Source organism: Streptomyces sp. NPDC104313 (assembly GCF_055583985.1).
This window is the reverse complement of record NZ_JBVJMW010000003.1, coordinates 254,482-270,916: the sequence shown is the minus strand read 5'-3', so window position 1 is coordinate 270,916 and position 16,435 is coordinate 254,482. Positions and strand designations below refer to the sequence as shown.

The 16,435-nt window shown below is 71.4% G+C and carries 14 protein-coding genes and 1 tRNA gene; 10 read left to right on the top strand and 5 right to left on the bottom strand.

From position 1 onward, the window contains the following. Window positions 1-5: 5 nt before the first annotated feature. Together ACZ60Q_RS08280 and ACZ60Q_RS08275 are read right to left on the bottom strand one after the other, a co-directional pair. Window positions 6-95, bottom strand: a tRNA-Ser gene (locus tag ACZ60Q_RS08280). An 87-nt stretch (window positions 96-182) separates the two neighbouring features. Further along, window positions 183-1,916, bottom strand: a complete 1,734-nt coding sequence (locus ACZ60Q_RS08275; protein WP_469630150.1) for a S1C family serine protease — start codon at window positions 1,914-1,916, stop codon at window positions 183-185. 201 nt (window positions 1,917-2,117) lie between these two features. Here ACZ60Q_RS08275 and ACZ60Q_RS08270 point away from each other — a divergent pair, with 201 nt between their 5' ends. The 3 genes from ACZ60Q_RS08270 to ACZ60Q_RS08260 all read left to right on the top strand — a co-directional run bounded on the left by ACZ60Q_RS08270 (window position 2,118) and on the right by ACZ60Q_RS08260 (window position 4,874). Then, the gene (locus ACZ60Q_RS08270; RefSeq protein ID WP_469631248.1) at window positions 2,118-2,954 is read left to right on the top strand and encodes a glycerophosphodiester phosphodiesterase; all 837 of its coding nucleotides are present in this window, start codon (window positions 2,118-2,120) and stop codon (window positions 2,952-2,954) included. A gap of 84 nt (window positions 2,955-3,038) precedes the next feature. Further along, window positions 3,039-3,713, top strand: a complete 675-nt coding sequence (locus ACZ60Q_RS08265; protein ID WP_469630146.1) for an ATP-binding protein — start codon at window positions 3,039-3,041, stop codon at window positions 3,711-3,713. A 195-nt stretch (window positions 3,714-3,908) separates the two neighbouring features. After that, on the top strand, window positions 3,909-4,874 hold the full coding sequence (locus tag ACZ60Q_RS08260; RefSeq protein ID WP_469630144.1) for a DUF5926 family protein: 966 nt from the start codon (window positions 3,909-3,911) through the stop codon (window positions 4,872-4,874). Window positions 4,875-5,216: 342 nt separating this feature from the next. Here the strand turns inward: ACZ60Q_RS08260 and ACZ60Q_RS08255 are convergent, their stop codons facing one another. Both ACZ60Q_RS08255 and ACZ60Q_RS08250 read right to left on the bottom strand, forming a co-directional pair. Then, on the bottom strand, window positions 5,217-5,702 hold the full coding sequence (locus ACZ60Q_RS08255) for a hypothetical protein (RefSeq protein WP_469630142.1): 486 nt from the start codon (window positions 5,700-5,702) through the stop codon (window positions 5,217-5,219). A 456-nt stretch (window positions 5,703-6,158) separates the two neighbouring features. Continuing rightward, the gene (locus ACZ60Q_RS08250) at window positions 6,159-6,902 is read right to left on the bottom strand and encodes a bifunctional DNA primase/polymerase (protein ID WP_469630140.1); all 744 of its coding nucleotides are present in this window, start codon (window positions 6,900-6,902) and stop codon (window positions 6,159-6,161) included. 746 nt (window positions 6,903-7,648) lie between these two features. Between ACZ60Q_RS08250 and ACZ60Q_RS08245 the strand changes: the two genes are divergently transcribed. Both ACZ60Q_RS08245 and ACZ60Q_RS08240 read left to right on the top strand, forming a co-directional pair. Beyond that, entirely contained in the window at window positions 7,649-9,019 is a 1,371-nt protein-coding gene (locus ACZ60Q_RS08245; RefSeq protein ID WP_469630138.1) for a PP2C family protein-serine/threonine phosphatase, read from the top strand. A gap of 190 nt (window positions 9,020-9,209) precedes the next feature. Next, window positions 9,210-10,688, top strand: coding sequence for an aminopeptidase P family protein (locus ACZ60Q_RS08240; protein WP_469630135.1), 1,479 nt, complete (start codon window positions 9,210-9,212; stop codon window positions 10,686-10,688). A 36-nt stretch (window positions 10,689-10,724) separates the two neighbouring features. On the opposite strand, the gene ACZ60Q_RS08235 is transcribed toward ACZ60Q_RS08240, so the two are convergent. Then, complete coding sequence (locus ACZ60Q_RS08235) at window positions 10,725-11,261, bottom strand: ATP-binding protein (RefSeq protein WP_469630134.1); 537 nt, start codon at window positions 11,259-11,261, stop codon at window positions 10,725-10,727. A 291-nt stretch (window positions 11,262-11,552) separates the two neighbouring features. Here ACZ60Q_RS08235 and ACZ60Q_RS08230 point away from each other — a divergent pair, with 291 nt between their 5' ends. From ACZ60Q_RS08230 to ACZ60Q_RS08210, 5 genes are all read left to right on the top strand, one after another. After that, the gene (locus ACZ60Q_RS08230) at window positions 11,553-12,416 is read left to right on the top strand and encodes a hypothetical protein (protein WP_469630131.1); all 864 of its coding nucleotides are present in this window, start codon (window positions 11,553-11,555) and stop codon (window positions 12,414-12,416) included. A 148-nt stretch (window positions 12,417-12,564) separates the two neighbouring features. Further along, the gene (locus tag ACZ60Q_RS08225; RefSeq protein WP_469630129.1) at window positions 12,565-13,311 is read left to right on the top strand and encodes a YcnI family copper-binding membrane protein; all 747 of its coding nucleotides are present in this window, start codon (window positions 12,565-12,567) and stop codon (window positions 13,309-13,311) included. A gap of 45 nt (window positions 13,312-13,356) precedes the next feature. Next, complete coding sequence (locus tag ACZ60Q_RS08220; protein ID WP_469630126.1) at window positions 13,357-14,013, top strand: SCO family protein; 657 nt, start codon at window positions 13,357-13,359, stop codon at window positions 14,011-14,013. Further along, window positions 14,010-14,456, top strand: a complete 447-nt coding sequence (locus ACZ60Q_RS08215) for a copper chaperone PCu(A)C (RefSeq protein ID WP_469630123.1) — start codon at window positions 14,010-14,012, stop codon at window positions 14,454-14,456. The genes ACZ60Q_RS08220 and ACZ60Q_RS08215 overlap by 4 nt, the downstream gene beginning before the upstream one ends. A gap of 12 nt (window positions 14,457-14,468) precedes the next feature. Continuing rightward, the gene (locus tag ACZ60Q_RS08210; RefSeq protein ID WP_469630121.1) at window positions 14,469-16,430 is read left to right on the top strand and encodes a copper resistance CopC/CopD family protein; all 1,962 of its coding nucleotides are present in this window, start codon (window positions 14,469-14,471) and stop codon (window positions 16,428-16,430) included. The last annotated feature ends 5 nt before the right edge of the window (window positions 16,431-16,435 follow it).

The following is a 16,435-nucleotide window of genomic DNA, read 5'->3' as shown; positions in this document are numbered from 1 at the left end:
TCACCTGGCGGTGGGTGTGGGATTTGAACCCACGGTGACATCGCTGCCACGACGGTTTTCAAGACCGTTCCCTTAGGCCGCTCGGGCAACCCACCCCGCGTCGGTGGTCCGGTCGCTGTGCAAGCCGATGGGCCGCCAGGCCCCGCGTGGGGCCCGTTCGACGCGTGGGACAGCCTAGCCGGTCAGCTGTCGCCCTCGCGCTGGCCCAGGGTGACTTCGGCCGTGGCCGTCTTGCCGTCGCGCTCGTACGTCAGGGTCACCTTCTCGCCCGGCTTGCGGGTCCAGATCTCGCCGATCAGGGTCGGGCCGCTGTCGATCACGGTGTCGTTGAACTTCGTGATCACGTCACCCGCCTTCAGGCCCGCCTTGGCCGCCGGGCCGTTCGGGCTGACGGCGGGGGTGCCGCCCGATCCCTCGGCGGAGATGGCCGCGCCGCCCGTCTTCTCTTCCATCGTGACCGTCGCGCCGATCACCGGGTAGACCGGTTTGCCGGTCTTGATCAGCTGCTCGGCGACGTTCTTGGCCTGGTTGACCGGGATCGCGAAGCCGAGGCCGATGGAGCCGGCCTGGGACTGGCCGAGGCCGCCGCCGGTCGACTGGATCGCGGAGTTGATGCCGATGACCGCGCCCGTCGCGTCCAGCAGCGGACCGCCGGAGTTGCCCGGGTTGATCGAGGCGTCGGTCTGCAGGGCGCTCATGTACGAGTTCTTGTTGCTGGAGCCGTCCCCGGACGCCACCGGGCGGTTCTTCGCACTGATGATGCCCGTGGTGACCGTGTTGGAGAGGCCGAAAGGCGCGCCGATCGCGATCGTCGAGTCGCCGACCGCGACGCCCTCCGAGTTGCCCAGCGGCAACGGGGCGAGGCCCGCGGGAGGGTTCTTGAGCTTCAGTACGGCCACGTCGTAGCCCTGTGCCCGGCCGACCACCTCGGCGGCGTACTTCTTGCCGTCGGAGAAGGTCGCCGACAGTTCGCCGGACTCCGCGGCGGACGCCACCACGTGGTTGTTGGTGAGGATGTGACCTTCCTTGTCGTACACGAAGCCCGTGCCCGTGCCGCCCTCTCCCTGGCCGCCCTGCGCGTCGACGGTGACCACGCTGGGAAGCGCCTTCGCCGCGACCCCGGCCACCGTGCCCGCCGGGCGCTTCAGGTCCCTCGGGGTGTCCGACGCCGAGATGGTGGTCGAGCCGCCGCCATTGCCGTCGTTCCGGTCGGCCGCCCAGAACCCGAGGGCTCCGCCGATGCCGCCCGCGACGAGGGCCGCGACGGCCACGGCCGCCACCAGACCGCTCCCTCGAGCCTTGCCGCTCTTCCTGCCCGGGGAATCGGAGCCGGGCGGGACGGGAGCGCCCCAGACCGGGCCGTGACCGCTGCCGTTGCCGATACCGCCGGTCGCGTGACCGGCACCCCCGTCGGCGTACGACGGGACGGCGGGCGGAGGCGGCGGCCAAGACGCGGCGCCCGCGGGGACCCCGGGCTCCGCTCCGTATCCGGGTGTCGCTCCGTACGGGGAGTGCTGGGGCGGCCGCGGCGGCTGGGACGGCGCCGGGTGAGCGCCCTGGGCGTACGCGGGCGTGGTCGGAGCGCCCGGGTAGGCCGGGGAGCCCTGGTGCGTGGGGTCGTGGCGCGGCGCTACGGCGTGCGCCGGTGCTCCCGGTGTCTGTGCCCCCGCGCTGGGGGCGTGCGGGGCGGGCTCCGCTGCTCCGGTGTCGTGCGCGGGAAGACGCGCGGTGTCGTGCGGCGTCTTGTGCGTGGCGTCCTGATCCGGGTTCCGGGCCGGGATCTCGGCCGGGGCAGGCGGCGGCGTGGCTCCGTCGGTCACCGGTTCGGGAGTGGCGGCCGGCCCGGGAGGTGCGGACGGAACGGACGGCACGGCCGGTACCGCGTTGCCCTCGTTGCCCTCGTTCTCGGTGCTCACAGCTCTTTACTCCTCGGTTCCACTCGGCATCCAGTCGGCGTTCGGCAAGAAATCCGCTGTGCTCGTGTCTGCGGTCAGCTTTTCCCACGACACGTCGGGCCACTGTAAGCAGGACCTGTGCATCCGCACACCAATCTTTACATCCGACAAAACAGACCTCCAGGGTGACATGTGCTCAGCCATCCCCGCGGCGATGACACCATGGCGCGGGTGACCCACGCACGGCAGCGCAGCGCGCACACCTCCATCCAGGTCATCGCCCACCGCGGGGCCTCCGACGATGCCCCCGAGCACACCCTGGCCGCCTACCGCAAGGCGATCGAGGACGGTGCCGACGCCTTGGAATGCGATGTCCGGCTCACCGCCGACGGCCATCTCGTCTGCGTCCACGACCGGCGGGTGAACCGTACGTCCAACGGGCGCGGCGCCGTGTCGGCGCTGGAGCTCGCCGACCTCGCCGCCCTCGACTTCGGCTCCTGGAAGGACCGCGAGGAGTCGCCCGACTGGGATCCGGTACCGGGCGAGCTCACCTCCGTACTCACCCTGGAACGGCTCCTGGAGCTCTTCACCGAGGTCCGCGCCACCGGGCGGCCGCTGCAGCTGGCCATCGAGACGAAACACCCCACCCGCTGGGCCGGACAGGTCGAGGAGCGGCTGCTGCATCTCCTGAAGCGCTTCGAGCTGGCCGATCCGCCTGCGGACGGGCCCTCCCCCATCCGCGTCATGAGCTTCTCCGCCCGCTCCCTCCACCGCGTCCAGGCCGCCGCTCCCACGCTGCCGACGGTCTACCTGATGCAGTTCGTCTCGCCCCGGATGCGCGACGGCCGGCTGCCCGCCGGGGCCCGGATCGCGGGGCCGGGCATGCGGATCGTGCGCAGTCACCCCGGATACATCGAACGGCTGCACCGTGCGGGGCACCGGGTGCACGTGTGGACCGTGAACGAACCGGCCGACGTCGACATGTGCGCCGAACTCGGCGTCGAGGCGATCATCACCAACCGCCCCAAGCAGGTTCTGTCCCAACTGGGCCGCATTTAGCACGGATGAGGACCCACCAGGGCCCCGACCTCGACCGTTACGGGGTGTGCACCGGCGCACTCACTGCGGGTTCGACCGTCACGAGTGCGTCACCGGGAGTGCATTGGCCGGTTTCCGGTGCAGCTCAGTGGGGCATCCAACCCGTGGCGTGGGGCAAAGGAGGTCTCGGGGGTGGCGTTGGTGGTGGCACAAGAAGTGCCCGCGTCGTCGAGCATGGCCATTCCTCATGGCCCTGCCGGCGTAGGGCAGGCACGACGCCGGATGCGTGAACAGTTGCGCGGCAACGGGGTGTCGGACGCGGTCGTCGACGACGCCGTTCTGATCCTTTCCGAACTTCTCAGCAACGCCTGCCGACACGGCAGGCCTCTGGGGCGGCACACCGACGTGGGCGACGGAGATGTCCGCGCCGCCTGGCGGATGGACACCGCCGGCGCACTCACCGTGGAGGTCACGGACGGCGGCGGCCCGACCCGCCCGGTGCCGGCCACCCCTTCGGTGACGGCACGCGGCGGCCGGGGCCTCAACATCATCAGCGCCCTGGCCCAGGAATGGGGCGTACGGGACGACTCGTCCGGCGAGGTCACCGTCTGGGCCCTGGTCTCCTCCAGGAAGCCGCCCGGCATCGGCGGCAACGGCTCAAGGACCAACGGATCAAGGACCAACGGATCCGGCACCCATGGCATCGGCTCGAACGGCATCGGCGGGCTCACCGGGTTCGAGGAGCTTGGCCTCTCCGAGGCCTTCGACGACGTGGGCTGAGCGCACGACTCACGTGAAGGCCTGGCGCACGAACGAGGCACGCCGCGCACGCGGACGACATGGGCCGAGCATGCGGACGACGTGGCCGGGGCGTGCGGATGGCGTGGGCCGAGCCCGTACTGGGGACGAGCGAGGCTTCCCGGGCGGCTAGGCTCGCGCCGAGTCCGCACTGTCGCAATCGGGAGAATGCCCACCATGGCCAAGAAGCGCCCTCAGTCCAAGGCCGGGAAGCAGCAGCTCAAGGACGGTGAGATCCCGGTCGTCGGGGCCCGTGAGCCCTGCCCGTGCGGATCGGGCCGCCGTTACAAGGCGTGTCACGGACGCGCCGCCGCCCAGGCCGTGACCGAGCTCGTGCACCGCCCCTTCGAGGGACTCGCGGGCGAGTGCGACTGGGTCGCGCTGCGCGAGCTGGTGCCCGCCGCCACGGTCGAACTGACCCTCAAGGACGGGCTGCCCGAGGGAGTTCCGTCGGTGACGCTCGCGACGGTGCTGCCGATGGCCTGGCCGGCACTGCGCCGAGACGATGGTTCCGTCCTGCTCGCCCTGCAGAACGACACCTCCTCGGGCGACCTCAGCCGCGACCTCGCGGACACCCTCCAGCGCGCGCTGGAGGCCGAACCCGGCTCCCCGGTCACCGCACGGCGTGTGCCGGCCGACGGTCCGCGCCTCCAGGACCTCCTCGCCCCGGACGCCTCATTCGAGCCGAACGTGCACTCCGGGTTCGAGTTCTGGGTTCCGGACGCGGAGAACGCCACGCCGGAGGTGTCCGCCTCGCTGGAGCGCGCGAACGCCGCCGCGATCCCGACGACGCTGCTGTCCGGCGTCGACGCCGCGTACTGGTGCGAGACCCCGGACAAGAACCACCTGCGCTGGGTCATGCCGCACCCCGAGGAGCAGCTCCTCGACGCGCTCGCCCGGCTGCACGCCGCCGGCACCTCCTCACTCGGCGACGGCACCCGCCTGGTCGGGTCGTTCCGGGCGCACGGACTCGTGGTCCCCGTCTGGGACCTGCCCAGCTCGATGGGGGCCGAGGCGTGCGAGAAGCCCGCCGTCGAGTTCGCCGAGCGGCTGGCGACGGCACTCGCGTCCGACGTCCCGCTCACCGCCGAGGAACGCCGCGCCCGGGGCGGTCTCACCAACCGCCAGGTGACCCTCAGCTGACAGTGACGACAGGGCCCCGCAGACGGTGACCCGCATCACAACTCGCCGTACTCGTAAGTAAATCGGCGTCCCTACGGGCGAGATCGAATTTGCGAACGGCAGATCTCTTGTTACGGTTCTAGAAGCCCGGTCGCTGGTGCATCCCCCGTCGCCAGCGACCGGGCGTCTTCGTTTCCGGCTGCGGCCCGCCCTGCGACACCCCCGGGCGCGGAGGCCGCACCACTCCTGAGACCGCGCCCGCCGAGCCGGAGCCCGTCACGTCGGAGCCCGCCGCACGTCAGGGTCCGGTCCCCGCCACGGCCCGTCCCGCCATGGCCCGTATGCCCCTGTGGCCGGCCCCAGTCAGCCCTTGGCACCCTGCGGCCGCTCGGATCCGGCGCGGAGCAGCAGCGGCACCTCGTCCACGGGCCCGGCTCCCACGAACTCCGCCACCGCCGTCGCGGACCGGGGCGCGCCCGAGGACGGGACGCGCGGCGTCTCGCAGATGCCCGGCTCGTCGTTCGCGGCCGGCGCACAGTGCAGCTCCACCGTCCGCCCGCCCGGCCCCAGCAGCGTGAGCACGGAACGGATTTCCTCCCCGGTCACGTTCCGGTAGTAGGCGCGCGCCCAGGTCTCGCCGTCCTGGGTCATGACGCAGGTCTGCGCCTCGACGCCCTCCGGTGCGACCAGTTCGGGGCCGCACCGGGCCACCGCGTCCGGGCGCCGCCCGCCACCCGTGCCACCCGCGCCACCCATGCCGCCCATGCCGCCCATGCCGCCCATGCGATCGTCACCGCCAGAAGAGGGCGAACGATCAAACTCGGGCAGGAATCCGGCTGCTGCGCTCATTCTCGATGGGGATTTCAGCAACGCCGGAGAAAGAGCGGCGGATTCGCCTCCGGACGGTCCATCAGAAGTCTTTGCCCGTACATTTCCTGACGGTCCGCCAGGGACTCTCGCCTCGGCCGCCGGATCACCCGGTACGGCATCCGGGGCAACAGCGGGATCCGCGGGAGCGACCAGCGGAACCAGCCAGACGAACACGGCGACAGCAGTGAGACCGGTCATGCGGATATTCATGGTGGCCCCACCTGGCGACTGCGCGGAAATCCTGACGACGGGGCGACGATATCGGCGCAATGCAGGCCGCCGGGTCGCTCGGCACCCGTTCACCGGGGATCCGGCCCGGCTCACACCCGTTCGAGTGAGCCGGACACCATGCCCCGGCCCCTGTGGAGCCGGACCCTGTGTGCGAGGAACCGTGAGCCAGGCACTTCTTGGGCGCCACGGTTGCCGCCCGGCCGGTCAGTGGGCGAGCCGACTACCGCCGCCGGGGGCGCCGGTGCTCGCCTCGACCAGGGCGTCCAGGACCGCTTCCACGTCCGGGAGCCAGGGCGCCGCGACCGCGGGAGCCTCGCCCTTCGCCCGTCTGCGGGACACCGGGGCGGCGGCGGAGGCCGCCTCCGCCGCGGGGGGCCGCTCCCAACGGACCTGACCCGCGCCGATCCGGGACGGCGGCAGGACGAGATAGCCGCCCTCACCGTGGAACCGGAGGGAGCTGGGCACCCAGTCCTTCGCGTACAGCAGTTCACCGAGCCGTTCCAGGCTGTACGGGGCCACCAGCAGCGACCACCGGGTGGGCGTCGCCACGACGGGGCCGAGCCGCATGCCGAGGGCGTCGAGGTCGCTCAGCGCTCTGGCGCCGACCACGGCGGGCAGGCTCACCGCGCAGGGCGCACGGCCGCCGGTCGCCAGCATCACGGGGGCGGTGGGGCGGTGGGTCCACCACCAGCGCACCATGCGCTCGTCCGTGGTGGCCGCCAGCAGTCCGGGATCGAAGGGGTGTGCGCCCGGTACGGCGCAGTCGGGTTCGGGGCAGGCGCAGCCGGGGCCGCCACTCTCGCCGGGCGGGACGGCCTGCGCCGTCCCCACTCCGGGGAGCACGGGCCATTGCCATACGGTGGCGCAGGTCAGGGCCGCGTCGAGCCGGGCGGCACCCTCCTTGCGCCGGAGCCGGAGCCTGCGTCGCCTTCCGAGGATCTCGCGCATGAGCGCTCGTTCCTTTCCGTTGAACGCCGAGTCCACATGACACCACGCGTGTGTGACACCACGTGCGTATCTCTTCGCTGTGCGTACGTGCTCATCAGTTCTGCGGTACGGGCGTGCCGTCGATACCGAGCGTGAGCCGAGCCGAGCCGAGTGGAACCGATCCGAATAGAACCGATCTGGGGTGGAACAGAGCAGAGTCGAGCGGAGTCGAACCGAACGGGGCCGAACTGACCGAACGGGCCGAACTGACCGAGCGGAGTCGTGCTGCCCTGGCAGAGTCGTGCGGGTCGAACCGTGCGGGTCGAGCCGGACCGGCGATCGCTGGGCGAGGGCGGCACGCACCTCGCCTACCGCTCTGGTGCGAACCCCGCCGTCCGGGGCGGGTACGACACCTTCACGGGTAAGGACGCCCGAACCCGCTGCCGGGTTCCTGGGCGATCACAACCGCACCCGCGCATCACCGTTTACGTACCCAGCATGCCCGGAATGACGCTCCTCCGGCGACTTGACCCCGGAGGTACCCCTGTTGAGCAGGCTCAGTCGATCGTAAATAGCACCCATAGGGTGCATTTTTCGGCCAAGTTAACCGACATCGGGAGAGCATGAATCACCCGGTACCCGAAGGGACAATACTGGACATCAGGTTACTTGTGCGTGTACATGTGGATGCATTGATAGTGGCGCAGAATCACATGGGGGTTTGCGATGCTATTCGACGCATCACACGGGTCGGAAAGCTGGCTGCCATGAGCGCCCCACACCTGCCGAAAGTGGCTGGAATCAATCCAGAGGTTCCGGTTTCAACGCACAGTGCCGCCCCCTTGACGGAGGTTCCGGGACCGCCCGGAGCCTTCATCCAGGACCGGCTCGCGGGCTGGGTCTCGGACCTCACGACCCTGCACGAACTCACCGAGCGGCTGGCCGGGACGAGCACCCTCGACGGCGCCCTGAACGAGCTGCTGCACGCCGGAGCCGCCCTCGTCGGCGCCCGTCGCGGACTTCTCGTTCTGGAACCGGCGAACGGCGAAGGTCCCTCAGCCACCCTCGGCCTCGGGCTCAGCCACGCCGAGCTCGGCCACATCGAGACCGTGCCGCGCGCGGCCACCGCACTCGGCCGGGCTCTCGACGGGCTACCGGACACCGCCGACGGGGTCGCCAGCCCCGACCTGCTCGGCGAGAAGGACCTGGACCCCCGGCACCGCGAGGTCGCCGCCCGGCTCGGCTACGCCGCCGGCTACGCCCTCCCGCTCACCTCCGAGGCGGCCGGCCGTCTCGGAGCGGCCCTCTGGCTCTACGACGAACCGGCCGAGCCCACACCGAAGCAGCGCCATCTCGCCGGCCTCTACGCGCGCTACGCCACCGAGCACCTGGCCCGCCTGATCGAGCTGGAGCGGGCCCGCGCGGACGTCGCCGCCGTCGCCGAGGAGCTGCTGCCCAGCCGGCTGCCCCGGATCCCCGGCGTCCGGCTCGCCGCCCGGCACCGCACCGGCCCCCGGGGCGGCGGCGACTGGTACGACGCCCTGCCGCTGCCCGACCGCACGCTCGGCCTCGCCGTCGGCTCCGTGGGCGGGTCCGGACCGAGCACCATGGCCGCCATGGGCCGACTGCGGGCCAGCCTGCGGGCGTACGCCGTGATGGAGGGCGAGGACCCCGTCGCCGTCCTCTCCGACCTGGAACTGCTGCTGCGGCTCACCGAACCCGCGCGGACCGCGACCGCCCTCTTCGCCTACTGCGAGCCCGCCGCGCGCAGGGTCGTACTGGCCGGGGCCGGGCACACCCCGCCCCTGGTACTCGGCGAGCGGCGCTGCGAGTTCGTCGAGACCACGCTCTCCGCCCCGCTGGGGATGCTCGCCTGCTGGGAGGCGCCGAGCGTGGAGTTCAGCCCGGCGCCCGGCGAAACGGTGCTGCTCTACACGGACGGGCTGCTGCGCCGCACCGGGGACGCGATGGACCGCGCCTTCGCCCGTCTGCACTCCGCCGCCGCCTCCGTACCGAAGTCGGACCGGCACGATCCGGCGGCCGTCGCCGATCACGTCCTGCGCACGATGCTGCCCGACGGCCTCGACCGGAGTGAATCCGCCGAGGACGTCGTGATCCTCGCCGCCCATTTCGAATGACCGTCCCTTTCACATGACCGCCCCATTCGACTGACCGCCCAGGCCGGCAGACCGCTCACACCGGCCCGCCGCCCCCTTCGACTGATCCGTCGGCGGTCGCTCCGGTAGCAGGTCCTTCGGCCCTGGGACCCCTTCCGTACGCCCGTACGATGGGTGATGGTCCAGTGTCGTACTCAAGGAGAAACACATCGTGTCTGAGGAGCTCATCCCGGAGAACCCGGAGCAGGAGACCGAGGAGAACGAGGCAGAGGAAGCGGTCAAGCAGCGGAAGAACGGCCTGTACCCGGGCGTCTCCGACGAGCTCGCCGACAACATGAAGTCGGGCTGGGCCGACACGGAGCTGCACGGCCTCCAGCCGATCGCCCAGGCCGAGCACACCGCCGCCCGGCGCGCCGCGCTCTCCGCCCGCTTCCCCGGCGAGCGCCTGGTCGTCCCCGCGGGCAACCTGAAAACCCGCTCCAACGACACCGAGTACGCCTTCCGCGCCTCCACCGAGTACGCGTATCTCACCGGTGACCAGACCCAGGACGGCGTTCTCGTCCTGGAGCCTGCGGGCAGCGGCCACGAGGCGACCCTGTACCTGCTGCCGCGCTCCAACCGGGAGAACGGCGAGTTCTGGCTCGACGGCCAGGGCGAGCTGTGGGTCGGCCGACGCAACTCCCTCTCCGAGGCCGAGCAGCTGCTGAACATCCCCGCGAAGGACGTCCGCGAGCTGACCGCCGCACTGACCGAGGCCACCGGCCCGGTCCGCAATGTGCGCGGCCACGACGCGTCCGTCGAGGCCGCCCTCACCGACAAGGTCACCGCGGAGCGCGACGAGGAACTGCGCGTCCACCTCTCCGAGGCCCGTCTAGTGAAGGACGCCTTCGAGATCGCCGAGCTGCAGAAGGCGTGCGACGCCACCGCGCGCGGCTTCGAGGACGTCGTCAAGAGCCTGGACAAGGCCGAGGCGACCAGCGAGCGCTTCATCGAGGGCACGTTCTTCCTGCGCGCCCGCATCGAGGGCAACGACATCGGCTACGCCTCGATCTGCGCCGCCGGTCCGCACGCCACCACCCTGCACTGGGTCCGCAACGACGGCGACGTCCGCGCCGGCGAGCTGCTGCTCCTGGACGCCGGCGTGGAGACCAACGACCTCTACACCGCCGACGTGACGCGCACCCTGCCGATCAACGGCACGTTCTCGCCGCTCCAGCGCAAGATCTACGACGCGGTGTACGAGGCCCAGGAGGCGGGCATCGCCGCCGTGAGGCCCGGCGCCACCTTCCGCGACTTCCACGACGCCTCGCAGCGCGTGCTCGCCGAGAAGCTCATCGCGTGGGGCCTGCTCGGCGACCTGGACGTGGACAAGGTCCTGGAGCTCGGCCTCCAGCGCCGCTGGACCCTTCACGGCACGGGCCACATGCTCGGCATGGACGTCCACGACTGCGCCGTCGCGCGCACCGAGGCATACGTCGACGGCGTCCTGGAGCCGGGCGTCTGCCTGACCGTGGAGCCGGGTCTGTACTTCCAGGCCGACGACCTGACCGTGCCCGAGGAGTACCGGGGCATCGGCGTCCGGATCGAGGACGACATCCTCGTCACCGAGGACGGCAACCGGAACCTCTCCGACACGCTGCCCCGCCGGGCGGACGAGGTCGAGGCCTGGATGGCGCGGCTGAAGGGCTGACCCACCGCCGTACCTCTTGGGAGGGCGCGTCGCTCACTACACGGTGAGCAGCGCGCCCTCGCGCCATTTCAGGACCTTGTCGAAGCGCACCACCGCGCCGTGGCCCGGCCGGTTGCCGAACTGGACGTGGTCCGAGAGCTGCTGGATGAGGTCGAGGCCCCGGCCGCTCTCGGCTTCGGCGTCCCGCGGGTGCTGCGGGTGCTGCGGGTGCTGCGGGTGCTGCGGGTGCTGTTCGGAACGCGCGGCTGGGCGAAGCACGCGCCGGGCGGGAAAGCCCGGCCCCGAGTCGCTGACCTCGATACGGCATTTCTCGCCGTCCAGATAGGCCGTGACCCGGTACTGCCCGGTGTCCGCGGCAGGGCGTCCGTGTCCGGAATCCCCCGGCTCTCCGAGAGCCGTCCGGTCACCGCCGTGTTCGACGGCGTTCGCACAGGCCTCGCTGAGCGCGACCGACAGGTCGAAGGAGATGTCCGGGTCCACCCCCGCGGTTTCCATGGTGCCGAGCAGAAAACGACGGGCGAGCGGAACGCTCGCGGCTTCGCGCCGCAAATGGAGAGACCACCAGATGCTCATCTTTCAGCCTCCTGGCTGCGGCTCGACGTATCGATACGTATTGCCTCCCTCGGCACTTCGTAAGCACGGATCTGATGGGAAAGCCCTCATTCGGCGGATGTGGGTATTTGGCCGCCCGGTGTATGGACCGCCTGATACCGGGTCACCGGGTGTCCGTCCGGTGCCCCGGTGCGCGCCCCCCTGTCCGTACATCCCCCGCGAACAGGCTCAACAAGCACGGTTGGGGACGGAGTCTGAACTTCCGGACCTGCCGTACCGCGCGGGGGCGTGCGGTGCGATGATGTCCCGGTCATGTCCACGCCTCTCGCACACGCAGGAGCCGGTCTGCGGCTCATGAGGGCCGCGGTGTTCACCGCGGCCTGCGTCGGGCTGTCCGCGGCCGGACACGCGCTCGCCGCCGGAGCGCCCGTCCCCGCGTGGACACTGCTCGCCGGATTCCTCGGCGTCCTCGCCGTCGCCACGGTCCTCGCCGGACGGGAACGTTCCCTTCCGTCGATCGTGGGCGCGCTGGCCGGGGGGCAGATCCTCCTGCACGTGCTCTTCGCGTACGGCAGCCACACCGGTGCCCCGGCCGTCGCCGCACCCACGGGCGGCGACAACCCGCTCATCCGGTTCGCCGCCGGTCTCGTCTGCGGGGCCGGCCCGGAGCAGCTGACCGCGACCGACGCCCACCGCATCATCTCCTCCGCCGGCATCGACCCGTCGACGCTCACGGGGGCCCACGGCCATCTCGCGAACGACGGGGCCGGAGCTGTCGGGACCGCCGCGTCGGCGGCCCCGGACAGCGCCTTCGGCATCGCGCAGGTCTGCGCCGCGGTCTCCGCGCTGCTGCCGAGCCTGCCGATGTTGCTGGCCCACGTCCTCGTCGCGCTCGCCACCGGCTGGCTGTTGCGGCGCGGCGAGATCGCCCTCTTCCAACTGGCCCGGCTCTCCGCCCACAGCGCCCAGGCACTGGCGGCCGGGGCCCGGCTGCGGTCCCTGCGTGCCGCGCTCGCCCTCGTCCGCGCACTGCGGGCCGGGGCGCGGACACAGCTCATGGCCGGGCCGCGGCTTCCGCGCCACTGCGACGAGGTGCCGGTACCGGCCGTCGGGGATCCCTTGCAGCACCTGGTGATCAGGCGCGGGCCTCCGGCCCCCTACGCCCTCGCAGCCTGACGCGACGCCTCCACCGACCCCGCGGGACCCGCCCGTGCACGTCCCTGTGCACACACGCCCACGGAACCGGACCACGAGGTGTCGTGATGCCGCCGCGCACCCGCGCGCCGGACCACCGTGTTCCGTTTCCCCTGTGGAGATTCCTGCCATGAAGCTTTCCCGTATCGCCCTCGTCGGCGGTGTCGCCGCGTCCACCGTCCTGCTGATCGCCGGACCGGCCGCCGCCCACGTCAGCGTCCAGCCGGTCGGCGAGGCCGCCAAGGGCGGATACGCCACGCTCAACTTCAAGGTCCCCAACGAGCGCGACCAGGCCTCGACGGTGAAGCTCGAAGTGAACTTCCCGGCCGACCACCCGCTGTCGTCCGTCACCCCGCAGGCCGTCCCCGGCTGGAAGATCGACATCACCAAGAGCAAGCTCGACAAGCCTCTTGAGGTGCACGGCAAGAAGATCGCCGAGGCCGTCTCCAAGGTGACCTGGACCGCGGACGAGGGCGAGATCGCCCCCGGCTACTTCCAGCAGTTCCCGGTCTCCGTCGGCGCGCTTCCCGAGGACGCCGACCAGCTCGTCTTCAAGGCGATCCAGACGTACGACAACAAGGAAGTCGTCCGCTGGATCGAGGAGCCCTCGGCGGGCGGCGAGGAGCCCGACAGCCCGGCCCCCGTCCTGAAGCTGACCGCCGCCGCCGAGGACAGCCACGGCGGCGCGGCCGACGACGCCAAGAAGGCGGACGGCCACAAGGCCGCCGACACCGACGCGTCGTCCAAGGGGAGCAGCACCGTCGCGTCCTCCTCGTCCAGCGACACCACCGCCCGCACGCTGGGCATCATCGGCATCGTCATCGGCATCGGGGGCATCGCGTTCGGCGTGCTCGCCGGACGTCGCCGCTCGGCCTGACCGGCCGGTTCCCTCACCCGCACCACGTTCAGGACACCTCATCCCATGCGCAACACAAAAGCAGTGACGGCCGTGGCCTTCGCCGCCGCGGCCGCACTGGCCCTCTCCGCCTGCGGCACCGGTGACGACAAGGCGGGCCCGCCCGTCGTCGACGTCAGCGCCGCTCCGAAGGACAAGGCCGCTACCGTCCTCGACCAGCCGTTCACCAAGCCGAACCTCGTCCTCACCGACACCGACGGCAAGGAGTACGACCTCCGCGAGGCGACCAAGGGCAAGCCGACGCTCATCTACTTCGGCTACACCAGCTGCCCCGACGTCTGTCCGCTGACCATGAGCAACATCTCCCTCGCCAAGCGGGAGCTGCCCAAGGCCGATCAGGACAAGCTCCAGGTCGTCTTCGTCACCACCGACCCCGAGCGCGACACCCCCGCCTCGCTCGGCAAGTGGCTCGCCGGCCAGGACTCCTCCTTCACCGGTCTCACCGGCGACTTCCCGACCATCCAGGCCGGGGCGCGGCAGATCGGCATCGGCATCGACGCGCCGACGAAGGACAAGAACGGCAACGTCGTCTCGATGCACGGCGCCCAGGTCATCGCCTTCTCCCCGAAGACGGACCAGGGGTATGTGCTCTACGGCGAGGACACCAGTCCCGAGGAGTACGCCAAGGATCTCCCCAAGCTGATCAAGGGGGAGACTCCGTGAACCGCCGGGCCGCTCTCGCCGGCGGCCTCGCCCTCACCACGGGGCTGACGCTGGCCGGGTGCTCGTCGGGGAGTGAGCCGGAGCTGAAGGTCGTCGGCGCGTATCTGCCGCAGCCCGTCAGCGACATGGCGGCCGGTTTCCTCGTCGTCCAGAACAACGGCGGCACCGGGGACCGGCTCACCTCGGTGACCAGTCCGCTCTCCGACGACGTCACGATCCACGAGACGAAGAACCAGAAGATGCGTGAGGTCTCCTCGTTCGAGGTGCCCGCGGGCGGCGAGCTCGACCTCGAACGCGGTGGCAACCACATCATGTTCATGAAGCTCAAGCAGAAGCCCAAGCAGGGCGAGAAGGTCTCCGTAGAGCTGCACTTCGAGAAGGCCGGCCCCATCACGGTCGACCTGCCGGTGAAGGAAACCACCCACAACCCGAAGAAGCAGTGAGGGACTGAACCGATGTCTGCCACCGCCCCGCACGCCGGACCGTCCCCGATACGACGGCCCGTCGCCGCCGCCGCGCTCCTCGCCGCGCTGGTCAGCCTGGTGTTCGGGCTGCTGCTGGCCGGCGCGGGCCCGGCGTCCGCGCACGCCGCCCTCACCGGGAGCGACCCGCAGGACGGGGCGGTGGTGGACACCGCGCCCAAGGACGTCACCCTCAGCTTCTCCGAGGCCATCGCCGTGGGCGACGACTCCATCCGGGTCCTCGACCCCAGCGGCAAGCGCGCCGACACCGAAGCCGAACCGCGCGACCTCTCCGAGGGCGGCACCGTCCGCTACGGCGTCGCCCTCCACTCCGGCCTCCCGGACGGCACCTACACCGTGGCCTGGCAGGCGACCTCCGCCGACAGCCACCCGATCTCCGGCGCGTTCACGTTCTCCGTCGGCGCCCCGTCCGACACCTCGGTGGCCCTGTCCTCCCAGGGGGCGGGCGGCGGCCCGGTCGGCGTCGTCTACGACATCGCGCGCTACGCCGCGTACGGCGGGTTCGTGCTGCTCGTCGGCGGCAGCGCGTTCGTCCTGGTCTGCTGGCGGCGCGGCGCGTCCGCCCTGCCGATGCAGCGGCTCGTGGTCCGCGGCTGGCTCACGCTGACGGCGGCGACCCTGGTCATGCTGCTGCTGCGCAACCCGTACACCGGCAGCGGGAAGTTCGCCGACGCCTTCGACCTCGTCGGCCTCCAGTCCGTCCTGGACACCAAGCCCGGTGCCGCACTCGTCTCCCGGCTGCTGCTGCTCGGGGCCGCAGCCCTGTTCATCGCCGTGCTGTTCGGCACGTACGCCCGGCGCGAGGACGAGCAGGAGAAGAAGGACCTCACCTTCGGCCTCGCCGTCGGAGGCGGGGTGGTCGCGGCGGGCATCGCCGCCACCTGGGCGATGTCCGAGCACGCCTCGACCGGCATCCAGACGTCCATCGCCATGCCGGTGGACGTGGCACACCTGCTGGCCGTCGCCGCGTGGCTCGGTGGACTCGCCTCGCTCCTGGTGGCGCTGTACCGGACGCCGGACATCGGGAGCGCCGCGGTCCGGCGCTTCTCCACGGTCGCGTTCGGCAGCGTCGTGGTCCTGGCGGTGACCGGGATCTACCAGTCCTGGCGGCAGGTCGGATCCTGGTCGGCGCTGACCGGGACGCGCTACGGACAACTGCTGATCCTCAAGGTGGCGCTGATCGCCGTCCTGCTCGCCGCCGCCTGGTTCTCCCGGCGCTGGACAGGGCGGCTGACGGACACCGCCGTCGCCTCCTCCGAAGCCGGGTCCTCCGGAGGAGGCGAGGAGGAGGACGCCGCGACCGAGCCGGAGACCACCGCCCCGGCCACGTCGGCAGAGACCTCCGACGACGACGTCGTCCCCGAGCGTGCCGCACAACTGGCCCGTCAGCGGGCCGTCCTGACCGCGACCAAGAAGAAGCGGATGCGGGACGCCGACCCGGACCGTTCCGGGCTGCGCCGCTCGGTCCTGGCCGAAGCCGCCGTCGCCGTCGTCCTGCTGGCCGTCACCACCATGCTGACGTCCACCGAACCGGGCCGTACGGAGGAGGAGGCCGCGGGCGGCGCCACCGCGGCCACCGCCCCCGCCGCCGGCGGCCCGGTCAACCTGAGCATGCCGTTCGACACCGGCGGCCAGAACGGCAAGGGCACCGTGCGCATCGGCATCGACCCCGGCCGCACCGGATCCAACGATCTGCATGTGTGGATCGACGGCAGCGACGGCGAGCCGATGGACGTTCCCGAGCTGAAGCTGGCCCTCACCCTGGAGTCGAAGGACATCGGCCCGCTGCCGGTCGTCCCTGACCGGCTGGCCGAAGGACACTGGTCGGCGAGCGGTGTACAGATTCCGATGGCCGGGGACTGGAAGGTCGACGTCACGGTACGGACGTCGGACATCGACCAGGTCACCATCGACAAGAACGCGAAGATCGGCTGAGCACG

What these genes read in the sequence shown, in the direction of transcription:
- ACZ60Q_RS08255 (WP_469630142.1), bottom strand. Translation starts at nt 5,702, where the DNA reads ATGAGCGCAGCAGCCGGATTCCTGCCCGAGTTTGATCGTTCGCCCTCT.
- ACZ60Q_RS08235 (WP_469630134.1), bottom strand. Translation starts at nt 11,261, where the DNA reads ATGAGCATCTGGTGGTCTCTCCATTTGCGGCGCGAAGCCGCGAGCGTT.
- ACZ60Q_RS08270 (WP_469631248.1), top strand. Translation starts at nt 2,118, where the DNA reads ATGGCGCGGGTGACCCACGCACGGCAGCGCAGCGCGCACACCTCCATC.
- ACZ60Q_RS08225 (WP_469630129.1), top strand. Translation starts at nt 12,565, where the DNA reads ATGAAGCTTTCCCGTATCGCCCTCGTCGGCGGTGTCGCCGCGTCCACC.
- ACZ60Q_RS08230 (WP_469630131.1), top strand. Translation starts at nt 11,553, where the DNA reads ATGTCCACGCCTCTCGCACACGCAGGAGCCGGTCTGCGGCTCATGAGG.
- ACZ60Q_RS08210 (WP_469630121.1), top strand. Translation starts at nt 14,469, where the DNA reads ATGTCTGCCACCGCCCCGCACGCCGGACCGTCCCCGATACGACGGCCC.
- ACZ60Q_RS08260 (WP_469630144.1), top strand. Translation starts at nt 3,909, where the DNA reads ATGGCCAAGAAGCGCCCTCAGTCCAAGGCCGGGAAGCAGCAGCTCAAG.
- ACZ60Q_RS08220 (WP_469630126.1), top strand. Translation starts at nt 13,357, where the DNA reads ATGCGCAACACAAAAGCAGTGACGGCCGTGGCCTTCGCCGCCGCGGCC.
- ACZ60Q_RS08245 (WP_469630138.1), top strand. Translation starts at nt 7,649, where the DNA reads ATGAGCGCCCCACACCTGCCGAAAGTGGCTGGAATCAATCCAGAGGTT.
- ACZ60Q_RS08250 (WP_469630140.1), bottom strand. Translation starts at nt 6,902, where the DNA reads ATGCGCGAGATCCTCGGAAGGCGACGCAGGCTCCGGCTCCGGCGCAAG.